Origin of the sequence: Stenotrophomonas sp. As-7, assembly GCF_030291015.1 — a bacterium.
GTDB lineage: Bacteria > Pseudomonadota > Gammaproteobacteria > Xanthomonadales > Xanthomonadaceae > Stenotrophomonas > Stenotrophomonas lactitubi.
In genome coordinates this window covers 4,091,173-4,113,380 of record NZ_CP127405.1, presented here as the reverse complement: position 1 = coordinate 4,113,380, position 22,208 = coordinate 4,091,173, and the positions used below count along the sequence as shown (strand labels likewise).

Sequence of the window (22,208 nt, the reverse complement as noted above, 5' to 3'; positions counted from 1 at the left end):
CCATTGCCCGCCATGTCGCAGCGTGAATGGGTGGCCGCCGCCATCCGCAAGATCGAAGCCGATTTCAACCGTTCCGCCGATACCCACCTGATCCCGCTGGCCTTGCCCGGGTTCGATGGCATCGAGGTATACCTGAAGGATGAATCGAGCCATCCCACCGGCAGCCTCAAGCATCGGCTGGCGCGCTCGCTGTTCCTGTACGCGCTGGCCAACGGCTGGTTGCGCGAAGGGCGGCCGGTGATCGAGGCCTCCAGCGGCTCCACTGCCGTGTCGGAGGCCTACTTCGCGCGACTGCTGGGCCTGCCGTTCATCGCGGTGATGCCGGCCACGACGTCGCCGGAGAAGATCGCGGCGATCGAGTTCCACGGTGGCCGCTGCCATCTGGTCGAGCGCGCCTGCGACCTCAACTGCGATTCGGAAAAGCTGGCCCGCGAAACCGGCGGCCACTTCATGGACCAGTTCACCTATGCCGAGCGCGCCACCGACTGGCGTGCCAACAACAACATCGCCGAATCCATCTTCAAGCAGATGGCCGAGGAGCCCAGCCCGATTCCGGACTGGATCGTGTGCAGCCCCGGCACCGGCGGTACGGCCGCAACGCTCGGGCGCTACGTCAGCTATCGCCGGCACGACACCCGCATCCTGTGTGCGGACCCGGAAGTCTCGGTGTTCTTCGACGGCTATCAGGCCGCCCTGGCCGGTGGCAACGAGTGGCGCAGCATGACCTGCAACGGCGGTTCGCGGGTGGAAGGCATTGGCCGGCCGCGGGTGGAGTCGAGCTTCATTCCGACCAGTGTCGACGCCATGGTGAAGGTGCCCGATGCCCTGAGCCTTGCCGCGATGCGCCACGTCAGCCGCCAGCTGGGGCGCCGCGTCGGTGGCTCCACCGGTACCAATTTCATCGGCGTGCTGCAGGCCGCGCAGTGGATGCGCGAGGCTGGCCGCCAAGGCAGCATCGTCAGCATCCTGTGCGACAGCGGCGATCGCTACGCGCACAGCTATTACGACCCTGCCTGGTATGTGCGGCAGGGAATCGATGTGGAAACCGCCGACGCGCAGGTGGCGGCGGCAGCGGCCGGGCAGGGCCTGCCTGGATTGCCGTGGTGCAGTCTGGAAGCGCTGTAAGCCCGTCAGGCATCCGCCGGGCATGGCCCGGCGCTACCAGGACAGGTCGGCAGCGCCGGGCCATGCCCGGCGAGCGCAGCGGCGCATTGGATCGCGCTCAATACCCCGCGGCCATGAAGGCATCCAGTACCGCATCGCGCAGGGCATCGGGCAGGGCCTCGATCTCCACGGCGCGGTCGTCCAGGTGCAGGCGCGGGTCCAGGCTGCTGGCCCGGCCCTGGGCCAGGGCCTGCAGCCACAGCAGCACGCAGATGACGAACTCGCGCTCGTGGCCCAGCCGCACCTGGCTGGCACCGCGTTCGATCACCTCGAACGGATACCATTCCTGCTCGTCGCTGAACCTGCCGCCCTGGTGTTGCAGTGCCTGCAGCTGCTGCAGGTGGCGCGGCGCATCGTCGCCCGCATCGCACAGCGCGGCGATCCAGGCCAGTTCGGTCGGGCTGGCCGACAGCGCCAGCGATGGTGAACGTACTGCGGATGGAGCTGGAGCCAGACCTTCCATGTGGGGCCTCCTCGACACGTTCCGCTGCGGTCTCCCCCGCGCCGCAAGCTTCAGCCGACGGCCGTAAGGCCGACGTGAACAATGGCCTGCCGCCCCTTGTCTGCCAGCCCGGCAAGCGCCATATCGATCTGGCTGCCCGCGCTGCCGGGCCCGTACTCTGGAGACCTGCCGTGACCGTTGCCAACCCCCTGCTCGATTTTTCCGGCCTGCCGCGCTTCGAGGCGATCCGCCCCGAGCATGTGGCGCCGGCGCTGGACGTGCTGCTGGCGCAGGCCGAGGCGGCGGTCAGCGCTGCCGAGCAGGTGCAGCCGGTCAGCTGGCAGACCTTCGTTACCCCGCTGGACGATGCCACCGAACGCCTGTGGCGCGCCTGGGGCCTGGTCGGCCACCTGCAGGGCGTGATCAACACCCCCGAGCTGCGCGAGGCGTACAACAGCAACCTGCCGCGGGTGACCCGCTTCGCCAGTGCGCTGGGCCAGAACCTGGCGTTGTACCGCCAGTATCAGGCCCTGGCTGCCAGCACCGAAGCGGCCGGTTTCGACGAGGCGCGCCGCAAGGTGCTGGAAAACACCCTGCGTGATTTCCGCCTGGGCGGTGCGGAACTGGATGCGGACGCGCAGCAGCGTTTCGCGGCGATCAAGGAAGAACTGTCGGCGCTGTCGGCGAAGTTCTCGCAGAACGTGCTCGATGCCACCGATGCGTGGTCGCTGATCGTCGAAGACCCGGCGCGCCTGGCTGGCGTGCCGGACGACGTGAAGGCTGCTGCACGCGCCGCTGCGGAAAAAGACGGCAAGGCGGGCTGGAAGCTGACCCTGCAGATGCCGTGCTACCTGCCGGTGCAGACTTGGGGCGAAGACCGGGACCTGCGCGAGATCCTGTACCGCGCCAGCGCGCAGCGCGCTTCCGAGTTCGGCGACGATGCACTGGACAACGGCGGCAACATCGATCGCATCCTTGCACTGCGTGCCGAGTTGGCTGCGTTGCTGGGCTTTGATTCCTACGCCGACTATTCGGTAGCCACCAAGATGGCCAAGGACCCCGCCGAAGTGCTGGGCTTCCTGCGTGACTTGGCTGCGCGCGCCAAGCCGTTCGCGGCCAAGGACCGTGCCGAGCTGGAGCAGTTCGCCCGCGAGCATCTCGGTATCGACAGCCTGCAGGCCTGGGATCTGGCGTTCGCCGCCGACCGGCTGAAGCAGGCGCGTTACAGCTATTCCGAGCAGGAAGTGAAGCAGTACTTCACCGAACCCAAGGTGCTGGGCGGCCTGTTCTCGGTGATCGAACAGCTGTACGGCCTGCGCGTGCAGGAAGACAGCGCGCCGGTCTGGCACGAGGACGTGCGCTTCTTCCGCCTGGTGGACGCGCAGGGCAAGCTGGTGGGCCAGTTCTACCTGGACCTCTACGCGCGCGAAGGCAAGCGCGGTGGTGCGTGGATGGACGATTGCCGCAACCGCCGCGAGCGCGCCGATGGCAGCGTGCAGACGCCGCTGGTGTACCTGGTGTGCAACTTCGGCCGTGGTGCCGACGGCAAGCCGGCGACCTTCAGCCATAACGAAGTGACCACGCTGTTCCATGAAATGGGCCACGGCCTGCATCAGTTGCTGACCCGTATCGGCGAGCTGGGCGTGGCCGGCATCAACGGCGTGGAGTGGGATGCGGTCGAGCTGCCGAGCCAGTTCATGGAGAACTTCTGCTGGGAATGGGACCACCTGCAGGGCATGACCGCGCATGTGGACAGCGGCGAGCCGCTGCCGCGCGCGCTGTACGAGCGCATGCTGGCCGCACGCAATTTCCACAGCGGCATGGCGACCGTGCGCCAGCTCGAATTCGGCCTGTTCGACATGCTGCTGCACAGTCAGTTCGAAGCCGCGCAGGACAGCGTGCTGGCACTGCTTGAGCGCGTGCGTGCGGAGGTGGCGGTGAACCATCCGCCGAGCTGGAATCGCTTCCCGCATCAGTTCAGCCACATCTTCGCCGGTGGCTACGCTGCCGGTTACTACAGCTACAAGTGGGCCGAAGTGCTGAGCGCCGATGCGTATGCCGCGTTCGAGGAAGCGCCGCAGGCGCTGGCCGCAACCGGCGCGCGTTTCCGCGACGAAGTGCTGTCACGCGGTGGTAGTCGTCCGGCCGCCGAAAACTTCAAGGCCTTCCGCGGCCGCGCGCCGCAGATCGACGCGCTGCTGCGGCATTCCGGCATGGCGTAAGCAGGCTACCGCCATCCACGCATGGCGTGGATCTACTGGAAATCGATGCGTGATGCCTTGGTAGGTGCCAACCTTGGTTGGCACAGGAACCATGCCAACCAAGGTTGGCATCTACCGGGTGTCGTGGCCCGGGATCACTCGGCGTAGATCATCTTCCGGGTCATGCCGCCGTCGACGATGAAATCCTGGCCGGTGCTGAATCCGGACAACGAGGACAGCAGGTACACCGCCAGCGCGCCGATATCCTCCGGTTGCCCGACCCGGCCCACCGGATGCTGGGCATGATCGCTGGCCGAATACTGCGGTACGTGCCGGCGCGACGGCGCCTGCCAGGCATCGGTGCTGATCCAGCCGGGGCTGATGCTGTTCACCCGCACCGCCGGTCCAGCACTGATCGCAAGCGCATGGGTGAAGGCCACCAAGCCACCCTTGGCCGCTGCGTAGGCTTCGCTGTGCGGTTCGGACTGCCAGGCGCGCGTCGATGCGATGTTGATGATCGCGCCTGCATCGACCGACAGCGCCGGCAACGCATGCTTGCTGCACAGGAACGCACCATGCAGCGACGAAAGCCGACGTTGCCATTCTTCCCAGTCCATGTCCTGCAGCAGGGTGCCGTGCGGCCCGGCGATGCCGGCATTGTTGACCAGGCCATCGATGCGGCCGAAGCGTTGCAGGGCCACCGCGATGAAGCCGCGCACACTGGTTTCGTCGGTGATGTCCAGCCGCTGGAACGCCGCATCATCGCCGCGCTGCCATTCGGCAAGGCAGGCCTGGCCTGCCTCCACATCCAGATCGCCGATCAGCACGCGGCCGCCGGCCCCGAGCACCGCCTGGGCGATGCCGCGGCCGATGCCGTTGGCTCCACCGGTCACCAGCACGACCCTGCCGCGCAGCGGCGCAACCGGCCAGGTGGCAATCGGCGGCACCGTGCTCATGACAGGTCTTCACCGCGCAGGCGACGGTGCCAGCCCTCAACACCGATCCGGTCCAGGGTCTGGATGTTGCGCTCGACGATCACGTCCGGGTCCGGGTAGACATCCACCGCGCGTTCCACGCTGTCTTCGCGCAGCAGGTGCAGGGTGGGGTAGGGCGCGCGGTTGGTGTAGTTGCTGGCGTCATCGGCGGCGACACCATCGAACTGATAATCCGGATGGAAGCTGGCCACCTGCAGGATGCCCTGCAGGTCCAGCGCCTCGATCGCCGCATCGGCGTTGTCGAGGAAGTCGTTGTAGTCGAGGAAGTCGGTCAGCACCTGCGGGTGCACGATCAGGGTGGTATCGATCTGCTCGGCCGGCGTGTCGCGCAGCAGCACCAGTTCTTCGGCCAGTTCTTCCACCAGGGCTTCCGGTGTGGTCGCGTCGCTCAGCACGATGCGGACCTGGTCTTTCACGTACACCGCCTTGGCGAACGGGCACAGGTTCAGGCCGATGACGATGCGCTCCAGCCACAGGCGGGTGGCGGCGATCGGGTCATCGGTGGGCAGGGGGGTGTCGGTCATGGCGGGCGCATCGGCTGGCGTGGGTGGCCATTGTAGGCGTGCCGGTGCGGGGGCGCCGTTCACTGTGCAGGAACTGGACAACGGCGATGCTGGAAATTCCCTTTGATTCAATCCCTTGCCGATATCACGCCAATGGCCGATTGCCGGCGCTGCGGGCCAGGCGTGCAATGGCGGCACGACACAGGAGGACTTCACATGACTGCATCTTCCCCATGGCTGCCGGACGCACTCTGGTCAGGCGCCTTCTTCGATGGTCAATGGAGCGCCGCTGAGCAGCGCCAGCCGGTGATCGAGCCCGCCACCGGGCAGTCGCTTGGCGAGATCGGCCTGGCCGACGCGGCGCAGGTCGCGCGTTCGGCTGCCGCTGCGGCGCAGGCACAACAGGCATGGGCGGCGGCGCCATACGAACAGCGCGCCGAGGTGCTGCGCAAGGCTGCACGCCTGGCCGAGGAAAACATCGACACGCTGGTCGACTGGATGGTCCGCGAAAGCGGCTCCACCCGCCTGAAGGCCGGTTTCGAGGCCAAGGTGACCATCAAGGCGCTGCATGAGGCCGCTGCACTGCCCTCGCGCAGTGTGGGTGAGATCCTGCCGTCCGAGCCCGGGCGGCTGAATCTGGCACGGCGCCGTCCGTTGGGTGTGGTGGGGGTGATCTCACCGTTCAATTTCCCGCTGTACCTGGCGATGCGCGCAGTGGCCCCGGCCATCGCTCTCGGCAATGCCGTGGTGCTCAAGCCCGACCCGCGCACGGCGGTGTGCGGTGGTGCGGTGATCGCACGCCTGTTCGAACAGGCCGGTCTTCCGCAGGGTGTGCTGCACATGTTGCCCGGCGACGGCGCCGCTGGTGCCGCGCTGACCAGTGATCCGCATGTGGCGATGATCCAGTTCACCGGCTCGACGGCGGCGGGACGCAAGGTCGGCGAAGCCGCCGGCAAGCATCTGAAAAAAGTGTCACTGGAGTTGGGCGGCAAGAACGCGCTGATCATCCTCGACGATGCCGATCTGGATCTGGCCGTGGCCAATACCGCCTGGGGCGTGTACCTGCACCAGGGTCAGATCTGCATGGCCACCGGCCGTGTGCTGGTACAGCGAAGCATCCATCAGGCGTTCCTGCAGAAGCTGGTGGCCAAGGCGAAGTCGCTGAAGGTGGGCGACCCGGCACGCGAGGACGTGGCGCTGGGGCCACTGATCAATGCCGCGCAACGCGACCATGCGGCGCGCGTGGTCGACGACGCAGTGAAGGCCGGTGCGTCCCTCGAAACCGGCGGCACCTACCAGGACCTGTTCTTCGCACCGACCGTGCTCGGCAACGTCAGCGCGGACAATCCGGCCTTCAACGAAGAGATCTTCGCGCCGGTAGCGGTGGTGGTGCCGTTCGATGACGACGACGAAGCCGTGCGCCTGGCCAATGACAGCGAGTACGGCCTGTCGATGGCGATCGTCTCCCGCAATGTCGGCCGCGCGCTGAAGCTGGGCGAGCGCCTGCGTACCGGGCTGCTGCACATCAACGACCAGACCGTGAACGATGAGGTCATCAATCCCTTCGGCGGGGTCGGGGCGTCCGGCAACGGCACCAGCATCGGCGGCCCGGCCAACGTGGAGGAATTCACCCAGTGGCAATGGATGACGGTCAAGGGGGAAGCCCCGGCCTATCCCATCTGATCGAGGAGAACGCAACGATGAGCAGCAACAGTGGATCGCGTGACATCACCGCCGCCGTGGTGCGCGGCAAGGAACAGCCCTTCGTCATCGAGCAGGCGCGCCTGCGCGGCCCGCAGGACGACGAAGTGCTGGTGAAGATCGTGGCGACCGGCCTGTGCCACACCGACCTGATCGTGCGTGACCAGTACTATCCGGTGCCGCTGCCGGCGGTGCTGGGCCATGAGGGCGCGGGCATCGTCGAGGCGGTCGGCTCCAACGTGCGTGAACTGAAGGCCGGCGACCACGTGGTGCTGACCTACGGCCAGTGCGGCCACTGCAATCCCTGTCGTGGTGGACATGGTGCGTATTGCCGCGATTTCTTCGCGCTGAACTTCGGTGGCGTTGATGGCCACGGCCATACCGCCATCACCGATGCACAGGGCCAGCCGTTGCACGATCACTTCTTTGCACAGTCATCGTTTGCCACGTTTGCGTTGGCGCGCGAGATCAACGCGATCAAGGTGCCTGAGGATGCGCCGCTGGAGCTGCTCGGCCCGCTGGGCTGCGGTATCCAGACCGGTGCCGGTGCGGTGCTCAACTCGCTGCAGGTGCGATCGGGCAGCAGCTTCGCCAGCTATGGCGCCGGTGCGGTCGGCCTGAGCGCGGTGATGGCGGCCAAGGTCGCCGGTGCCACCACCATCATCGCCATCGACGTGGTGCCCTCGCGGTTGCAGCTGGCCATGGAGCTGGGTGCTACCCACGTGGTCAACAGCCGCGAGACCGATGTGATCGAGGCCGTGCGTGCGATCACCGGTGGCGGCGCCGATTTCGCGCTGGAATCCACTGGTCGTCCGGAGGTTCTCTCCGCAGGTATCGAAGCGCTGGGCGGGCTGGGCATGATGGGCGTGGTTGGCGCGCCGAAATTGGGCACCACCGCCAGCTTCGATGTGAACAACCTGCTGCTGGGTGGTCGCAGCATCCGCGGCATCGTCGAGGGCGACAGCGTGCCGCAGGTGTTCATTCCGCAGCTGGTGACGCTGTACCAGCAGGGGCGCTTCCCGTTCGACAGGCTGGTGAAGTTCTATCCGCTGGAGCAGATCAACCAGGCGGCCGAGGACAGTACGCGGGGCATTACCCTGAAGCCGATTCTGCGGATCGCGGCGTGAGGTGAGGGTTTGCAGGGCTGCGCCCTGCAACCGCCGAATCGACGGCAACGGCAACGGCAACGGCAACGGCAAAAGCGGGCATTCCGTGGGATGGCGGGGTGGGTCCGGTTGCGGGGGACGCCGTGAACCCATCCCTGGGGGCTTGGCCGCGGCATCCATGCCGCGGACACCCCCGCAACCGGACCCACCCCGCCTTCGACAGATCTCCGCTGCTGTTGGTGGGTGTCGACCTTGGTCGACACATGGATCCACGCCATGCGTGGATGAATGCCCGACGAAAATGGAAACGCTCCGTTGTTGGGATGTAGCGCGGGCGTGGCGTGTGTGGGTGTACTCTGCGTCCATGATGGCCACGACAGTCGGGCAACAGCAGTTGGTGGCGGCGCGTGCCGCCTTTGCCGAGGGCGACGTGCAGTCGCTGGCGATGCTGCCCTTGCCGTTGCAGCAGTCCTGGCAGCGTTCGCATGCGGCCGGTGTGCGCCCCGACCAGGAGCCGTACTACCCGCCATTGCAGGGCAACGGGCACCACCTGGAATCCCGCGACGATCGTCGCCTGGCACGTTGCGTGCAGCCCGAGCTGGAGCAGTTGTGGTCTGCGTTCGGTGCGCGGGGATGGACGATGTTCTGCGCCAACCGCGAGGGCATGGTGATCGTGCATCGCGCCCATGGCCTGGAAGATGCGCCGCTGCTGCGGCCGATCCAGGTGGGCCGGCGGCTGGGCGAGGCCGAGATCGGCACCACCGCGCCTGCGGTCAGCCTGGCCGACGACATGCCCGCCCTGGTGCGCGGCAACGAACACTATCTGCAGCGGTTTGCCCCCGTGTTCTGCCTGAGTGAGCCGCTGCATGACCTGCAGGGGCAGGTCTGCGGTGCGATCGACATCACCGGCTTGGGGGAACGCGACCCGGCATTGCTGCAGGGCTATTTCCGGCAGGCAGCGCTGGCCATCGAGAACCGCTTGATGCACACGCTCAGCGATGCGCATCTGCTGGCGGTGCAGCATGATCCGCGCTGGCTGGCATCACCGCTGCAGGGCCTGTTGGCGGTGCAGGAAGACGGCCAGTTACTTGCCGCCAACCGCGTCGCCCGGCGTCTGCTCGGACTGCCACGGCGCGGGCCGCTGCCGCTGCTTTCGCTGGATACGCTGTTTGCCGGCGCCAGCGCCGCACAGCGCCGCCGACTGCTGCAGCCTGGTCCTGCGCATCGGGTGCGGTTGGGCGAAGGCAGCGCGGTCCATCTGCAGCATCTGCAGGCACCGCGCGCCGCACGGACGCGCTCGCCGGCTATGGCCGCGGCGCCCGTGCAGGCGGCGCCACTGCGTGACCAGCAGCGCGATGCAGCGCGCCGCGCCGCACGTGCCGCCGACGGCAACCTCAGCCTCGCTGCACGCCAGCTCGGAATCTCGCGGACAACGCTGTACAGACTGCTGCGCGAGTGAGGCCGGCGATCGGAGCCGGCGCTACACCCAGGCGTCGATCAATCGCGGAAGTTGTTGAACTGCAGCGGCAGTTCGAACTTGCCGGCCTTCAGCACGGCGATGGCGTCCTGCAGGTCGTCGCGCTTCTTGCCCATCACCCGCAGCTTGTCGCCGTTGATCTGGGTTTCCACCTTCAGCTTGGCTTCCTTCAGCGCCGCAGCGATCTTTTTGGCGATCTTCTGCTCGATGCCCTGCTTGACGGTGATCTTCTGCCGGGCCTGCGCCAGGTTGGTTTCCACGTCGCCATATTCCAGGCTGAGCACGTCGATGCTGCGGGCGGCCAGGCGTGCGCGCAGGATGTCGTTCATCTGCTTGAGCTGGAACTCGCTCGGCGCGGACTGGGTGATCACTTCACCGTCGCGCTCGAACCTGGCGTCCACGCCCTTGAAGTCGAAGCGGGTGGCAAGCTCGCGGTTGGCCTGGTCGAGCGCATTGGTCAGTTCGTGGGTGTCGACTTCGGACACAACGTCGAAGGAAGGCATGGGCGTTACTCCGCAGAAATCAGTGACGCTCATTCTATCGCGCCGGTCGCGGCGGCAACGTCCGCGGTCGGTGATAATGGGCCATGAACCTGCAACGCTCCCCTTCGCGCGCCGTGGCCTGGATGGTCGCGGCTGTCGCCTGTTTCTCGCTGATGGACGCCGGCATGAAGCAGCTTTCGGCCAGCTATCCCTCGCTGGAGGTGACCTTCCTGCGGGGTGTGGCGTCGCTGCCCTTCGTGCTGGTCTGGGTACTGGCCAGTGCCGGGCCACGCTCGCTCATTCCGCGCCGCTGGGGCCTGCACCTGCTGCGCGGCGGGCTGGGCATGGCGATGATCGGCTGCTTCGTGTTCGCCCTGCGCGACCTGCCGCTGTCCACCGCCTACACCATCTATTTCGTCGCGCCGCTGCTGATTGCTGCCTTGTCGGTGCCGCTGCTGGGCGAGCGGGTCGGGCCGCGGCGCTGGGTCGCCATCGGCATCGGCCTGGTCGGCGTGCTGGTGGTGCTGCGGCCGGGCGTGGGCGGTTTCATCTCGGTGCCGGGGCTGATGGTGCTGGCCGCTGCCACCGCCTATGCCATCGCCGCGATCACCGTCAGCCTGCTGACCCGCACCGATACCTCGCAGTCGATGGTGGTCTGGTTCCTGGTCATCATGGCCATCGGCGCCGGGCTGCTGGCGATCCCCGGCTGGGTGCCGCTGCAGATGGCGCATGCGCCGTTGATCGCCGGCATGGGCCTGGCCGGAGCGCTGGGCCAGATCGCGCTGACCAAGGCCTTCCAGCTGGGCGAGGCCTCGATGATCGCGCCGCTGGAGTACAGCGGCCTGGTCTGGGTGATCGGCTGGGACCTGGCCTTCTGGGGGCAGCTGCCGGACGGCTACACTTGGGCGGGCGCGGCGATCATCGTCGCCTCGGGCCTGTACCTGTTGCACCGCGAACGGGTGAACCGGCAGGAGCCGCCGAAACCGTTGGACCATCCCTGAACCGGTGTGGCCGGGGAATGGGTCAGATCCCTGCAGGGTCTCTGACCCCGGCCAATGCGCCGGTGCGGGCGCCTTAGAACCAAAAGGAATAACATTCTGGCCCATGGCGCGGGCGCGCGAGCGCCGGCGCTGGTAGGCTGCACGCCCCCTTCCATCGCCCTCCCGGTGAGCTGATCCCGTGATCGAGTTCCAGCGCCTGCACAAATCCTATGCCGTTGCCGGCCGCGCGGTCAGCGCGCTGCAGCCGCTGGACCTGACCATCGAGGCTGGTGAGGTTTTCGGCATCATCGGCCATTCCGGAGCGGGCAAATCGACGCTGATCCGCATGATCAACCGCCTGGAAGAGCCCAGCGGTGGTCGTCTGCTGATCGCCGGTGAAGACGTAACCGCGCTGGAGCCGGAGGGCCTGCGCGCGCTGCGCCGCCGGATCGGCATGATCTTCCAGCACTTCAACCTGCTGTCCTCGCGCACGGTGGCCGGCAACGTCGCTTTCCCGCTGGAACTGGCCGGTACGCCGAAGGCCGAGATCGACGCGCGCGTGGCCGAACTGCTGCAGACCGTCGGCCTGCAGGCGCATGCGGACAAGTACCCGGCGCAGCTGTCGGGCGGGCAGAAGCAGCGTGTGGGCATCGCCCGGGCACTGGCCACCCGGCCGCAGATCCTGCTGTGCGATGAGGCCACCAGCGCACTCGATCCGCAGACCACCGCTTCGGTGCTGGCGCTGCTGTCGAAGATCAACCGCGAACTGGGCCTGACCATCGTGCTGATCACCCACGAGATGGACGTGATCCGTCGCGTCTGCGACCGCGTGGCTGTGCTCGATGCCGGCCAGCTGGTCGAGACCGGCCCGGTGACCAAGGTGTTCCTGCATCCGCAGCACCCGACCACCCGCCGTTTCGTCAGCGAATCGGAGCAGGTGGACGAGGGCACATTGCACCGCGATTTCGACGCTGTCGGTGGCCGTGTCGTACGTCTGACCTTCCTCGGTGCCGACACCTACGAACCCCTGCTCGGCAGCGTCGCGCGGCAGACCGGGGTCGACTACAACATCCTGTCCGGCCGTATCGACCGGATCAAGGACACCCCGTATGGCCAGCTGATCGTCGCCCTGGTGGGCGGTGACCAGTCCGCCGCGCAGGCCGCATTCGTGGCTGCCGGCGTGCACGTTGAGGAACTGCGTCGATGATCATCGCCACTGCCGGCGGCTTCTTCCGCCACCTGGATGCAGGCAAGTGGGCCGACATCGGCCAGGCCACCATCGACACTCTGCTGATGCTGGCCGGTTCGCTGCCACTGACCCTGGCCATCGGCCTGCCGCTGGGCGTGCTGCTGTACCTGTTCGGTGCGCCACAGCTGAAGCGCCGGCCGTTCGCCTACGGCGTGCTCGCGCTGGTGGTGAACCTGCTGCGCTCGGTGCCCTTCATCATCCTGATGATCGTGCTGATCCCGGTGACCCTGTTCATGATGGGGACCTCGCTGGGTGTGCGTGGCGCGATCGTGCCGCTGGTCATCGGCGCTGCGCCGTTCTATGCGCGCCTGGTGGAAACCGCGCTGCGTGAAGTGGATCGCGGGGTGATCGAGGCGACCCAGGCCATGGGCGCCACCACCTGGCAGCTGGTCACCCGGGTGCTGTTGCCCGAAGCACGGCCGGGCCTGATTGCCGGTGCGACGGTGACCACCGTGGCCCTGATCGGTTTCACGGCGATGGGCGGTGCGATCGGTTCCGGTGGCCTCGGTGACCTGGCGTTCCGCGATGGCTACCAGCGCTCACATACCGACGTGGCACTGGTCACCGTGGTCCTGCTGCTGGTGCTGGTGCAGCTGCTGCAGATGCTGGGCGACCGCCTGGTCGCGCATTACAGCCGCAGATAACTGGGGCTTCCGCCGGGCATGGCCCGGCGCTACCGGAACGTTCGCGCGGCAGCGCCGGGCCATGCCCGGCGGCGGCGTCTCAACGCACGTTCGGCACTTCGTAGCCCAGCTTGCCCACCTGATCGGCGTGCTGCGGCACGCGCTTGAGCTTGTCGGTGTTCACCCCGTACTCGTCGCGCAGGCGTTCGGCCAGGTCCTTGTACAGGGCCTTGTCCATGTCAGGCGTGCGGGCGAAGATCCAGGCCATCTCGCGCCCCGGGTAGCCGATCAGCGCCCAGGAATAATCCGGCGCCACTTCCAGCACCCGCGAATGGGTCGGCACGACCCGGTAGAACCAGGTGCGCCAGCCGTGGTTGCCACTGTCGGGATCGACACTGGCACGCGCGCGGATTTCCTGCAGGGGCTCGCCGAAGCCATCGCGGTAGCGATAGGTGATGGCGACCTTGTGGTCCTCGCGCAGCTCGTACTGGTTGACGCTGGCGACGTGGCCGCGTTCGATGAAGTTCGGCACGCGGCCGATCACGTACCAGGTCCCCATGAAGCGCTGCAGGTCGATCGCCCCGTCTGCAGAGGCTTCCGCGGCGCTGTTGCGGGACGGCGGTGGGGAATTGGCAGCCACTGCCGGACCGCCCAGGGACAGGGCCAGCAACACAGCGCAGAACGGGCGGATCGAGGTCATGCGGGAGCGGGCTCCAGTGGGCTTGCCCGCGCATGGTCACTGTGTGCACGCCATCCGTCAATGGTGTCGCAGCCAGTGAGAAGCCGCGCAGCCAAGCTGGCCCGCATCGACCACCGGAGAATCCGCATGCGCACACGTCCCCGCCACCGCCTTCCAGCTGAACGCGTCAGCGAACGTGCTGATCCCCGACTTCTGCGGGTGGTGCCGCAGCTCGCCTTGGCCGGGCTGGCCGTGGTGCTGGTGTGGCCGGCCGCGCGCGGCAGCAGTGCCTGGCTGGGTTGGTTGCCGCTGTGGCTGGTCGGCATGCCGTTGGCGGCCTGGTGGGCCCTGCTGCGCTGCCCGTTGCCGACGCGGGGAGCGCTGCGCTGGTTGCGACGCGACACTGGGCAGGCCCGGCGCCGCTCCCAGCCACGTACGCGCAAGGCGCACTCCGCCACGGCCTGACCTTCGACACGGGGGCGGCCCCGGTCATCCATGCTAGCGTTCCACGGCTAATGACTGCCTGGAGCTGCAATGTCACGATTCGCTTCCGCCTGCCTGCTGGCCGGCATGATGACCGCTGCCTCGGTGGGTACCGCCGTGGCCGCTGAAGACACCGACCGTTACGCCTGGCTGGAGGACGTCACCGGCGACAAGCCGTTGTCCTGGGTCAAGGAACAGAACGCCAAGTCCGAGGCGCGCCTGGCGCAGACCCCGGCCTTCAAGCAGATGGAGACCAGCATCCGCGAGGTGCTCGACTCGGACGCCAAGATTCCCGGCGTGCAGAAGATCGGCGACTACTACTACAACTTCTGGAAGGACAAGCAGCACGAGCGCGGCCTGTGGCGCCGCACCACCCTGGCCGAGTACCGCAAGGCCTCGCCGACCTGGGAGACCGTGCTCGACCTGGATGCGCTGAACAAGGCCGAGAACGAAAACTGGGTCTGGCACGGCGCCGACTGCCTGCGTCCGGACTACAGCCGCTGCCTGATCGCGCTGTCGCGCGGCGGTGCCGACGCCGATGTCACCCGCGAATTCGACCTGGCCAGCAAGAGCTGGATCAAGGACGGCTTCTTCCGTCCCGAATCGAAGGGCGGCCTGAGCTGGATCGACCGCGACACCGTGTTCGTCTACACCGACTTCGGCAGCGGTTCGATGACCACCTCCGGTTACCCGCGCGTGGCCAAGCTGTGGAAGCGTGGCACGCCGATGTCCGCGGCCAGCGTGGTGTATGAAGGCAAGCCGGAAGACATGTACATCGCGGCGATGCACGATGACACCCCGGGCTTCGAGCGCAACCTGGTCAGCCGCACGCTGGCCTTCTACAACAACGAGATCTACCTGCGCGGCGACGATGGCAAGCTGACCCGGATCGATGCGCCGAACTCGGCCGAGAAGGGCCTGCACAAGCAGTGGCTGACCCTGGAACTGCGCGATCCGTGGACCGTGGGTGGCAAGACCTACGCCTCCGGCGCACTGCTGGTGACCAAGCTGGATGATTTCCTGGCTGGCAAGCGCGACTTCGAGGTGCTGTTCACCCCGACCGCGACCACCTCGCTGGCCAGCGCCTCGTGGACCAGGAACCACCTGGTGCTGAACGTGCTGGACGACGTCAAGAACCGCCTGTCGGTGCTGACCCCGACCGCCAAGGGCTGGCAGAAGAGCGACTTCGTCGGCGCGCCGGCCTTCGGCACCCTCGGCGTCAGTGCGGTCGACAGCAATGACAGCGATGCAGTGTGGCTGACCGCCACCGACTACCTGACCCCGACCACCCTGGCCATCGCCGACATCGGCAAGGCGCCGGAAGTGCTGAAGACCATGCCGGCGTTCTTCGATGCCGACGGCAAGGTCATCGAACAGCACTTCGCCACCAGCAAGGACGGCACCCGCGTGCCGTACTTCGTGGTGCACGACAAGGCGATGAAGCTCGACGGCTCCAACCCGACCCTGCTGTACGGCTACGGTGGCTTCGAGATCTCGCTGACCCCGTCGTATTCCGGTGGCATGGGCCGCGCCTGGCTGGAGAAGGGCGGCGTGTACGTGGTCGCCAACATCCGCGGTGGTGGCGAGTACGGCCCGCGCTGGCACCAGGCGGCGCTGAAGCAGAACCGCCACAAGGCCTATGAAGACATGGCCGCGGTTGCCCAGGACCTGGTCACCCGCAAGATCACCTCGGCCAAGCACCTGGGCGTGCAGGGCGGCAGCAACGGTGGCCTGCTCACCGGCAACATGCTGACCCAGTACCCGGAGCTGTTCGGTGCGGTGGTGGTGCAGGTTCCGCTGCTGGACATGAAGCGCTACAGCCACCTGCTGGCCGGTGCTTCGTGGATGGCCGAGTACGGCAACCCGGACACCAGTGACTGGGAGTTCATCAAGACCTTCTCGCCGTACCACCTGTTCGACGCGAAGAAGAGCTACCCGCCGGTGCTGTTCACCACCTCCACCCGCGATGACCGCGTACATCCGGGCCACGCCCGCAAGATGGCCGCGAAGATGATCGATGCCGGCAAGGACGTGACCTACTACGAGAACATCGAAGGCGGTCATGGCGGTGCGGCCAACAACGCGCAGGCCGCGCACATGTCGGCACTGGCCTACAGCTTCCTGTGGGAGCGGTTGGGCGGTAAATGATGAAATGAAAAACGCCGCCCTCGGGCGGCGTTTTTTTTTCATGGGTAGTGCCGGCCGCTGGCCGGCAATGCCGTCAGCGCGACCCGCCCCAGCTTTTCAACCCACGCGCGATACGGTCCACCGCGTCCTGCAACCGCGGCACTTCCTGGGTATAGGCCAGGCGCACGTGCTGGTTCGAGCGATGGAAGCCGAAATCCAGGCCCGGGGTGAATGCCACGTGCTCGGTCTCCAGGAAATGCGCACAGAACGCCTGCGCGTCATCGGTGAACGCGCTGACGTCGGCGTACAGGTAGAACGCACCCTGCGGCTCCACTTCGATGCGGAAGCCCAGTTCGCGCAATGCCGGCAGCAGGAAGTCGCGGCGCTGCTGGAAGGCCTGGCGGCGCTGTTCGAAGATCGCCATCGCCTCTTCGCTGAAACAGGCAAGGGCTGCATGCTGGGCGATGCTCGATGCGCTGATGTACAGGTTCTGCGCCAGCTTCTCCAGGTCGGGTACTGCCGCCGGCGGCGCTACCAGCCAACCCAGTCGCCAGCCGGTCATGCCGAAGTATTTGGAGAAGCTGTTCAGCACGAACGCGCTGTCGTCCACCTGCAGCACGCTCGCTGCATCCAGGCCATAGGTCAGGCCGTGATAGATCTCGTCGACCACCAGGTGGCCGCCGCGCGCATGCAGCGACGCCGACAGTGCCGCCAGTTCATCGGCGGACAGCACGGTGCCGGTGGGATTGGCCGGTGATGCCACCAGCGCGCCGACGCTGTCGCCGTTCCAGTGCTGCTGCACCAGCGAAGGGGTCAGCTGGTAGGCCGTTTCGGGGCCCACCGGTACCAGTTGCGCACCGCCTTCCACCAGTCGCAGGAAGTGGCGGTTGCACGGATAGCCGGGATCGGCCAGCAACCAGTGGCGGCCCGGGTCGACCAGCAGGCTGCTGGCCAGCAGCAGCGCGCCGGAGCCGCCCGGCGTGACCAGGATGCGTTCGGGGTCGATGTCCAGGCCGTAGTGGCTGCGATAGAAGGCGCTGATCGCCTGGCGCAGGGCAGGCAGGCCGCGTGCGGCGGTGTAGCGGGTGTGGCCGGCGGTCAGCGCCGCCTGGCCGGCACGCACGACCGGCTCGGCAGTGGTGAAGTCCGGTTCGCCGATCTCCAGATGGATCACATCGTGACCGGCCTGTTCCAGCGCCTGCGCGCGGGCCAGCAGGGACATCACATGGAAGGGAGCGATTTCGTGGCTGCGCCGGCTGTAGCCCGGCGTGTGGGGCAGGGTACTCATGCCCACATGGTACGCCGCCGGTCCAGGTAGTGCCGGCCGCTGGCCGGCAACCGCATGGGGCTGTTTATCCCGAGGTTGCCGGCCAGCGGCCGGCACTACCGGCGCGCACCATGACGATCCGCAGGGTTGCCCGCAGCCCCCCTGCAACCCAGACTCAGGCGCAAGGACGCCATTGCATTGCCGATCAAGGAGCCTTATTTCATGAAATCCACTCTCTGCCTGTTGCTTGCGAGCCTGATGACCAGCACCGCTACCGCCGCCACCCCGCCCGTTCCGCCGGATGTTGAGAAGCGTCCGCACGTGGTCAAGGCGCCGTTCGGCGCGACCCGCAACGATGACTATTACTGGCTGCGCGACGACAAGCGCGAGGACAAGGCCATGCTGGCCTACCTGCAGGCCGAGAACGCCTACGCCGACCAGCTGCTGGCACCGCTGAAGCCGCTGGAGGATGCGCTTTACGGCGAGATCGTCGGCCGCATCAAGCAGGACGATGCCAGTGTGCCGGCGCGCGAGCGCGGCTACTGGTACTACAGCCGCTACGAAACCGGCCAGGACTATCCCATCCATGCGCGCCGCAAGGCCAGCATGGACGCACCGGAGGAAGTCCTGCTCAACGTCAACACGATGGCTGCCGGCAAGGGCTATTTCAGCGTCGGCTCGATGGAGGTCAGCCAGGACAACCAGCTGCTGGCCTGGGCCGATGATGACGTGGGCCGCCGCCAGTACGTCATCCGCTTCAAGGACCTGCGCACCGGCGCGGTGCTGCCGGACACGATCACCGGCACCTCCGGCGACCTGGTCTGGGCCGATGACAACCGCACCGTGCTGTACGTCGAGAACGATCCGGAAACCCTTCTGACCGTACGGGTGAAGAAGCACGTGCTGGGCACCCCGGTCAGCGCCGACACCGTCGTCTACGAAGAAAAGGACGACAGCTTCTACATGGGCATCGGCCGCACCCGCGACGATCGCTTCATCACCATCGGCGTGCACAGCACCGTGTCCTCCGAAGAGCGCTACGCGCCGGCCAGCGACCCGACCACGTTCACCGTGCTCGCCCCGCGCCAGCGCGACGTGGAGTACGACGCCGACCACTACGATGGCCGCTGGGTGATCCGCACCAACGATGGTGCGAAGAACTTCAAGCTGGTGACCGCACCGACCGACGCCACCTCGCGCGCGCAGTGGAAGGACTGGATCGCCCACGACGATACGGTGTTCATCGAAGGCTTCGAACTGTTCGATACCTACACCGCCATCGCCGAACGTTCCGAAGGCCTGGAGCGCATCCGCCTGCTGTTCAAGGACGGTCGCAGCGACTACGTGAAGGCTGACGAACCGGCCTATTCGATGGGCCTGGGCGACAACACCGAGGCTGACACCACGTGGCTGCGCTACGTCTACACGTCGATGACCACGCCGACCACGGTGTACGAACTGAACACCACCAACGGCGAGCGTCGCCAGCTGAAGCAGCAGCCGGTGATCGGCTATGACGCCTCGAAGTACGAGACCGACCGGGTGTGGATCACCGCGCGCGACGGGGTGAAGGTGCCGGTGTCGCTGGTCTATCGCAAGGGCTACAAGAAGGACGGCACCGGCGCGCTGTTCCAGTACGCCTACGGCAGCTACGGCATGTCGATGGACCCGTACTTCAACCAGACCGCGGTGAGCCTGCTCGATCGTGGCGTGGTGTATGCCATCGCCCACATCCGTGGCGGCCAGGAAATGGGCCGCGACTGGTACGAGAACGGCAAGCTGCTGCACAAGCAGAATACCTTCAACGACTTCATCGACGTCACCCGTGGCCTGGTGGCACAGGGCTGGGCGGCGAAGGATCGTGTCGCCGCCTCCGGTGGCAGCGCCGGTGGCCTGCTGATGGGCGCCATCGCCAACCAGGCGCCGCAGGACTACCGTGTACTGGTGGCGCAGGTGCCGTTCGTGGACGTGGTCACCACCATGCTCGACCCGACCATCCCGCTGACCACCAACGAGTACGACGAGTGGGGCAACCCCGAGCAGAAGCCGTACTACGAGTACATGCTGTCCTACTCGCCCTACGACAACGTGAAAAAGCAGGCCTATCCGTCGCTGTTCGTGGGTACCGGCCTGTGGGATTCGCAGGTGCAGTACTGGGAGCCGGCCAAGTGGGTGGCCAAGCTGCGTGATGACAACACCGGCCACTTCCCGATCCTGTTCCGCACCAACATGGAAGCCGGCCACGGCGGCAAGTCCGGGCGCTTCCAGCGTTACCGCGAACTGTCCGAGTCGTATGCGTTCGTGCTGCAGCAGCTGGGCATCGAAACGCCGGCTGCCGGCGCTGCGACGGAATGACGCATCGTGGCGGCGGTGATATCGCCGCCGCCACCTGCGCTGGGTATCCTTGCGCGATGAATCTGCCCGAACCGCCCGCCACCCAGGATCTGCCTGCGCCCACCCGGCCGGTGCGGTTCCGTTGGGCGTGGTGGCTGCTGGCCTATGCCAGCCTGGGCACCGGCATCGTCGGCATCTTCGTGCCGGGGCTGCCGACCACCGTATTCATCCTGATCTCGGCCTGGGCCGCCTCGCGCGGCTCCGAGCGCCTGCACGGCTGGCTGCTGCAGCACCCGCGCTTCGGCCCGGCCATCGCCAACTGGCAGGCACATGGTGCGGTCAGCCGCTACGGCAAATGGATGGCCACGATCACCATGGCCGTGTGTGCCGGCATCATGCTGTGGTGTGTGCCGGTGGCCTGGGTGAAGTGGTTCTCCATCGGCAGCATGACCGTGGTGGCGATCTGGCTGTGGACCCGGCCGCTGCCGCCGGCCGATTGATCTCTCCCGCCGGGCATGGCCCGGCGCTACCACGGGTGCCGGATTGCGGTAGCGCCGGGCCATGCCCGGCGGATGCGTGGCGCGGCACCCTGCACCAACCGCTCAGCCGCCAATGGCTATACTCGGGGCATGAACATCCCCCATCGCAATGTCATCCTGATTCCGCTGGCAGCGGCCTCGCTGCTGTTCCTCGCCGCATGCGGCAACAAGGGCCCGCTGGTGCTGCCGCAGAAGCCGGTGCCGGTGGAAGAAACCGTCGAACCGGCCGCTGATGCCGACACCACGCCCGCTGCCACCCAGAGCACCGGTGACGGCAGTCCGTCGGTAACCCCGGACCCGGCCAAGAAGGTGGACGACGGGAATGAGTAAGGCCGGTAGCAATGGCCTGCGCTTCAGCAAGATGCACGGCGCGGGCAACGATTTCGTAGTGATCGACCTGCGCGACGGCACCCCGCCGCCCACCCCGGAACTGGCCGCACGCCTGGCCGACCGCCATACCGGCGTCGGCTGCGATCAGATCCTGACCATCGAGCCGCCGCGCGCCGAAGGCTCGGTCGCCTCGTACCGCATCTGGAACGCCGATGGTTCCAATTCCGAGCAGTGCGGCAACGGCGCGCGCTGCGTCGCGGCCTGGCTGGTGCGCGAGGGCAGTGCGCAGGGTGATCGCTTCGTGATCGACAGCCCGCTGGCCAGCCACGCCGTGGAAGTCCTCGGCGATGGCCAGTACGCGGTGGCAATGGGCGTGCCGCTGTTCGAACCGGCGCAGGTGCCGCTGATCGGCTTCGCCCACCCGCGCGAGGAATACCTGCTGCCACTGCAGGGTGAGACCGTGCGCTTCGCGGCGGTGTCGATGGGCAATCCGCACGCGGTGATCGAGGTGGGCCTGGTCGACGCCGCACCGGTCGAGCGCGTGGGCGGACTGCTGCAGCAGCATGCCTCGTTCCCGAAGTCGGTGAACGTGGGCTTCGCGCAGGTGATGGGCCCGGAACATGTGCGCCTGCGCGTGTTCGAGCGCGGCGTGGGTGAAACCCTGGCCTGCGGCAGTGGCGCCTGCGCGGCTGCGGTGACCCTGATGCATCGCGGCCGCCTGCAGCGCGATGCGCGCATCAGCCTGCCCGGTGGCGACCTGCGCATCCAGTGGCCGGGCGATGGCCAGCCTGTGGTGATGGCGGGCCCGACCGCATTCGTCTTCGAAGGGGAGTGGATCGCATGACTGAGACCGTCGACAAGCTCGGTGCCCATGAAGTCGCCGCCTGGTTGCGGCGTCATCCGGGCTTCCTCAAGCAGTTCCCGGACCTGGCGCTGACCCTGGTGGTGCCACGCGATGACGGCCCGACCGCATCGCTGGCCAGCTACCAGCTGGAAGTGCTGCGCGAGAAGAACCGCGAGCTGGCGCGACGGTTGGCCGACCTGGGCGCGACCGCGCAGGTCAACGAGCGGCTGGCGGTGCGCACGCATCAGCTCACCCTGGCCCTGATGAAGCAGGACAACGCCGCCGACACGCTGCGCGCGATGGCGGCGTCGCTGCAGGAAGACTTCGCCGGCGATCTGGTGCGGCTGGTGGTGCATGCGCCGGTGGCCGGGCTGGAGCAGGCCGAGTGGCTGCAGGTGCTGGCTGCCGATGATGCGCAGCTGGGCCCGTTCCGCGATTGCCTGAAGGATGGCGAGCCGATCTGTGGCCGCCTGCACAGCGACAAGAACGCGGTGCTGTACGGCGCGCGCAGCGAGGAAGTGCAGACCACCGCGCTGCTGCCGTTGCCGGGCGTTGGCCTGATCGCGGTGGGCAGCCATGATCCGAACCGTTTCTATCCCGGCATGGGCACGCTGTTCCTGCGGATGATGGGCGAGGCGCTGGTGACCGGGCTCAAGCGCTTCGCGGATTGAGCGGGAAACGA

Annotated in this window: 21 protein-coding genes; 15 read left to right on the top strand and 6 right to left on the bottom strand. The window is 67.1% G+C overall.

Going from position 1 to position 22,208, the window contains the following annotated elements; all coding sequences use genetic code 11:
- The first annotated feature begins 12 nt into the window (after positions 1 to 12).
- Positions 13 to 1,125, top strand: a complete 1,113-nt coding sequence (locus QP457_RS18745; protein WP_205405512.1) for a PLP-dependent cysteine synthase family protein — start codon at positions 13 to 15, stop codon at positions 1,123 to 1,125.
- Between the two features lie 97 nt (positions 1,126 to 1,222).
- Here QP457_RS18745 and QP457_RS18740 read toward each other — a convergent pair whose 3' ends face one another.
- Complete coding sequence (locus QP457_RS18740; RefSeq protein ID WP_180165554.1) at positions 1,223 to 1,627, bottom strand: hypothetical protein; 405 nt, start codon at positions 1,625 to 1,627, stop codon at positions 1,223 to 1,225.
- Positions 1,628 to 1,797: 170 nt separating this feature from the next.
- Here QP457_RS18740 and QP457_RS18735 point away from each other — a divergent pair, with 170 nt between their 5' ends.
- Entirely contained in the window at positions 1,798 to 3,828 is a 2,031-nt protein-coding gene (locus QP457_RS18735; RefSeq protein ID WP_205405511.1) for a M3 family metallopeptidase, read from the top strand.
- Positions 3,829 to 3,962: 134 nt separating this feature from the next.
- Here QP457_RS18735 and QP457_RS18730 read toward each other — a convergent pair whose 3' ends face one another.
- Together QP457_RS18730 and QP457_RS18725 are read right to left on the bottom strand one after the other, a co-directional pair.
- Positions 3,963 to 4,763 carry an SDR family oxidoreductase gene (locus QP457_RS18730; protein ID WP_180165558.1) on the bottom strand — a complete coding sequence of 267 codons (801 nt, stop codon included), beginning with the start codon at positions 4,761 to 4,763 and terminating at the stop codon, positions 3,963 to 3,965.
- Positions 4,760 to 5,326, bottom strand: coding sequence for a DUF1415 domain-containing protein (locus QP457_RS18725; protein ID WP_205405510.1), 567 nt, complete (start codon positions 5,324 to 5,326; stop codon positions 4,760 to 4,762). Before QP457_RS18725 ends, QP457_RS18730 begins: the two co-directional genes overlap by 4 nt.
- Positions 5,327 to 5,521: 195 nt before the next feature.
- Here QP457_RS18725 and QP457_RS18720 point away from each other — a divergent pair, with 195 nt between their 5' ends.
- From QP457_RS18720 to QP457_RS18710, 3 genes are all read left to right on the top strand, one after another.
- Positions 5,522 to 6,988, top strand: coding sequence for a benzaldehyde dehydrogenase (locus tag QP457_RS18720; RefSeq protein WP_180165562.1), 1,467 nt, complete (start codon positions 5,522 to 5,524; stop codon positions 6,986 to 6,988).
- Positions 6,989 to 7,005: 17 nt separating this feature from the next.
- Positions 7,006 to 8,133, top strand: coding sequence for an NAD(P)-dependent alcohol dehydrogenase (locus QP457_RS18715; protein ID WP_205405509.1), 1,128 nt, complete (start codon positions 7,006 to 7,008; stop codon positions 8,131 to 8,133).
- 343 nt (positions 8,134 to 8,476) lie between these two features.
- The gene (locus QP457_RS18710) at positions 8,477 to 9,571 is read left to right on the top strand and encodes a helix-turn-helix domain-containing protein (RefSeq protein ID WP_205405508.1); all 1,095 of its coding nucleotides are present in this window, start codon (positions 8,477 to 8,479) and stop codon (positions 9,569 to 9,571) included.
- A 38-nt stretch (positions 9,572 to 9,609) separates the two neighbouring features.
- Here QP457_RS18710 and QP457_RS18705 read toward each other — a convergent pair whose 3' ends face one another.
- Positions 9,610 to 10,092 carry a YajQ family cyclic di-GMP-binding protein gene (locus tag QP457_RS18705; protein WP_099820599.1) on the bottom strand — a complete coding sequence of 161 codons (483 nt, stop codon included), beginning with the start codon at positions 10,090 to 10,092 and terminating at the stop codon, positions 9,610 to 9,612.
- A gap of 83 nt (positions 10,093 to 10,175) precedes the next feature.
- On the opposite strand from QP457_RS18705, the gene QP457_RS18700 reads away from it, so the two are divergent.
- From QP457_RS18700 to QP457_RS18690, 3 genes are all read left to right on the top strand, one after another.
- Positions 10,176 to 11,072: a DMT family transporter gene (locus QP457_RS18700; RefSeq protein WP_089236991.1), complete on the top strand. Its 897-nt coding sequence runs from the start codon at positions 10,176 to 10,178 to the stop codon at positions 11,070 to 11,072.
- Positions 11,073 to 11,250: 178 nt separating this feature from the next.
- A complete protein-coding gene (locus QP457_RS18695; protein ID WP_205405507.1) occupies positions 11,251 to 12,258 on the top strand; it encodes a methionine ABC transporter ATP-binding protein in 1,008 nt (335 codons plus the stop codon).
- On the top strand, positions 12,255 to 12,944 hold the full coding sequence (locus QP457_RS18690; RefSeq protein WP_100553603.1) for a methionine ABC transporter permease: 690 nt from the start codon (positions 12,255 to 12,257) through the stop codon (positions 12,942 to 12,944). Before QP457_RS18695 ends, QP457_RS18690 begins: the two co-directional genes overlap by 4 nt.
- A 79-nt stretch (positions 12,945 to 13,023) precedes the next feature.
- Here QP457_RS18690 and QP457_RS18685 read toward each other — a convergent pair whose 3' ends face one another.
- The gene (locus tag QP457_RS18685; RefSeq protein WP_180165568.1) at positions 13,024 to 13,623 is read right to left on the bottom strand and encodes a lipocalin family protein; all 600 of its coding nucleotides are present in this window, start codon (positions 13,621 to 13,623) and stop codon (positions 13,024 to 13,026) included.
- A gap of 126 nt (positions 13,624 to 13,749) precedes the next feature.
- On the opposite strand from QP457_RS18685, the gene QP457_RS18680 reads away from it, so the two are divergent.
- Together QP457_RS18680 and QP457_RS18675 are read left to right on the top strand one after the other, a co-directional pair.
- A complete protein-coding gene (locus tag QP457_RS18680; protein ID WP_205405506.1) occupies positions 13,750 to 14,067 on the top strand; it encodes a hypothetical protein in 318 nt (105 codons plus the stop codon).
- Positions 14,068 to 14,136: 69 nt separating this feature from the next.
- Positions 14,137 to 16,233: a prolyl oligopeptidase family serine peptidase gene (locus QP457_RS18675; protein ID WP_099820605.1), complete on the top strand. Its 2,097-nt coding sequence runs from the start codon at positions 14,137 to 14,139 to the stop codon at positions 16,231 to 16,233.
- Between the two features lie 73 nt (positions 16,234 to 16,306).
- Here the strand turns inward: QP457_RS18675 and QP457_RS18670 are convergent, their stop codons facing one another.
- Entirely contained in the window at positions 16,307 to 17,500 is a 1,194-nt protein-coding gene (locus QP457_RS18670; RefSeq protein ID WP_205405505.1) for a pyridoxal phosphate-dependent aminotransferase, read from the bottom strand.
- Between the two features lie 201 nt (positions 17,501 to 17,701).
- Between QP457_RS18670 and QP457_RS18665 the strand changes: the two genes are divergently transcribed.
- From QP457_RS18665 to QP457_RS18645, 5 genes are all read left to right on the top strand, one after another.
- On the top strand, positions 17,702 to 19,834 hold the full coding sequence (locus tag QP457_RS18665) for a S9 family peptidase (protein WP_205405504.1): 2,133 nt from the start codon (positions 17,702 to 17,704) through the stop codon (positions 19,832 to 19,834).
- A 56-nt stretch (positions 19,835 to 19,890) separates the two neighbouring features.
- Entirely contained in the window at positions 19,891 to 20,313 is a 423-nt protein-coding gene (locus QP457_RS18660) for a YbaN family protein (RefSeq protein WP_180165578.1), read from the top strand.
- Positions 20,314 to 20,442: 129 nt separating this feature from the next.
- Complete coding sequence (locus QP457_RS18655) at positions 20,443 to 20,682, top strand: lipoprotein (protein WP_100553596.1); 240 nt, start codon at positions 20,443 to 20,445, stop codon at positions 20,680 to 20,682.
- On the top strand, positions 20,675 to 21,526 hold the full coding sequence (dapF, locus tag QP457_RS18650) for a diaminopimelate epimerase (RefSeq protein ID WP_205405503.1): 852 nt from the start codon (positions 20,675 to 20,677) through the stop codon (positions 21,524 to 21,526). Before QP457_RS18655 ends, dapF begins: the two co-directional genes overlap by 8 nt.
- Positions 21,523 to 22,197 carry a DUF484 family protein gene (locus QP457_RS18645; protein ID WP_025877290.1) on the top strand — a complete coding sequence of 225 codons (675 nt, stop codon included), beginning with the start codon at positions 21,523 to 21,525 and terminating at the stop codon, positions 22,195 to 22,197. Before dapF ends, QP457_RS18645 begins: the two co-directional genes overlap by 4 nt.
- The last annotated feature ends 11 nt before the right edge of the window (positions 22,198 to 22,208 follow it).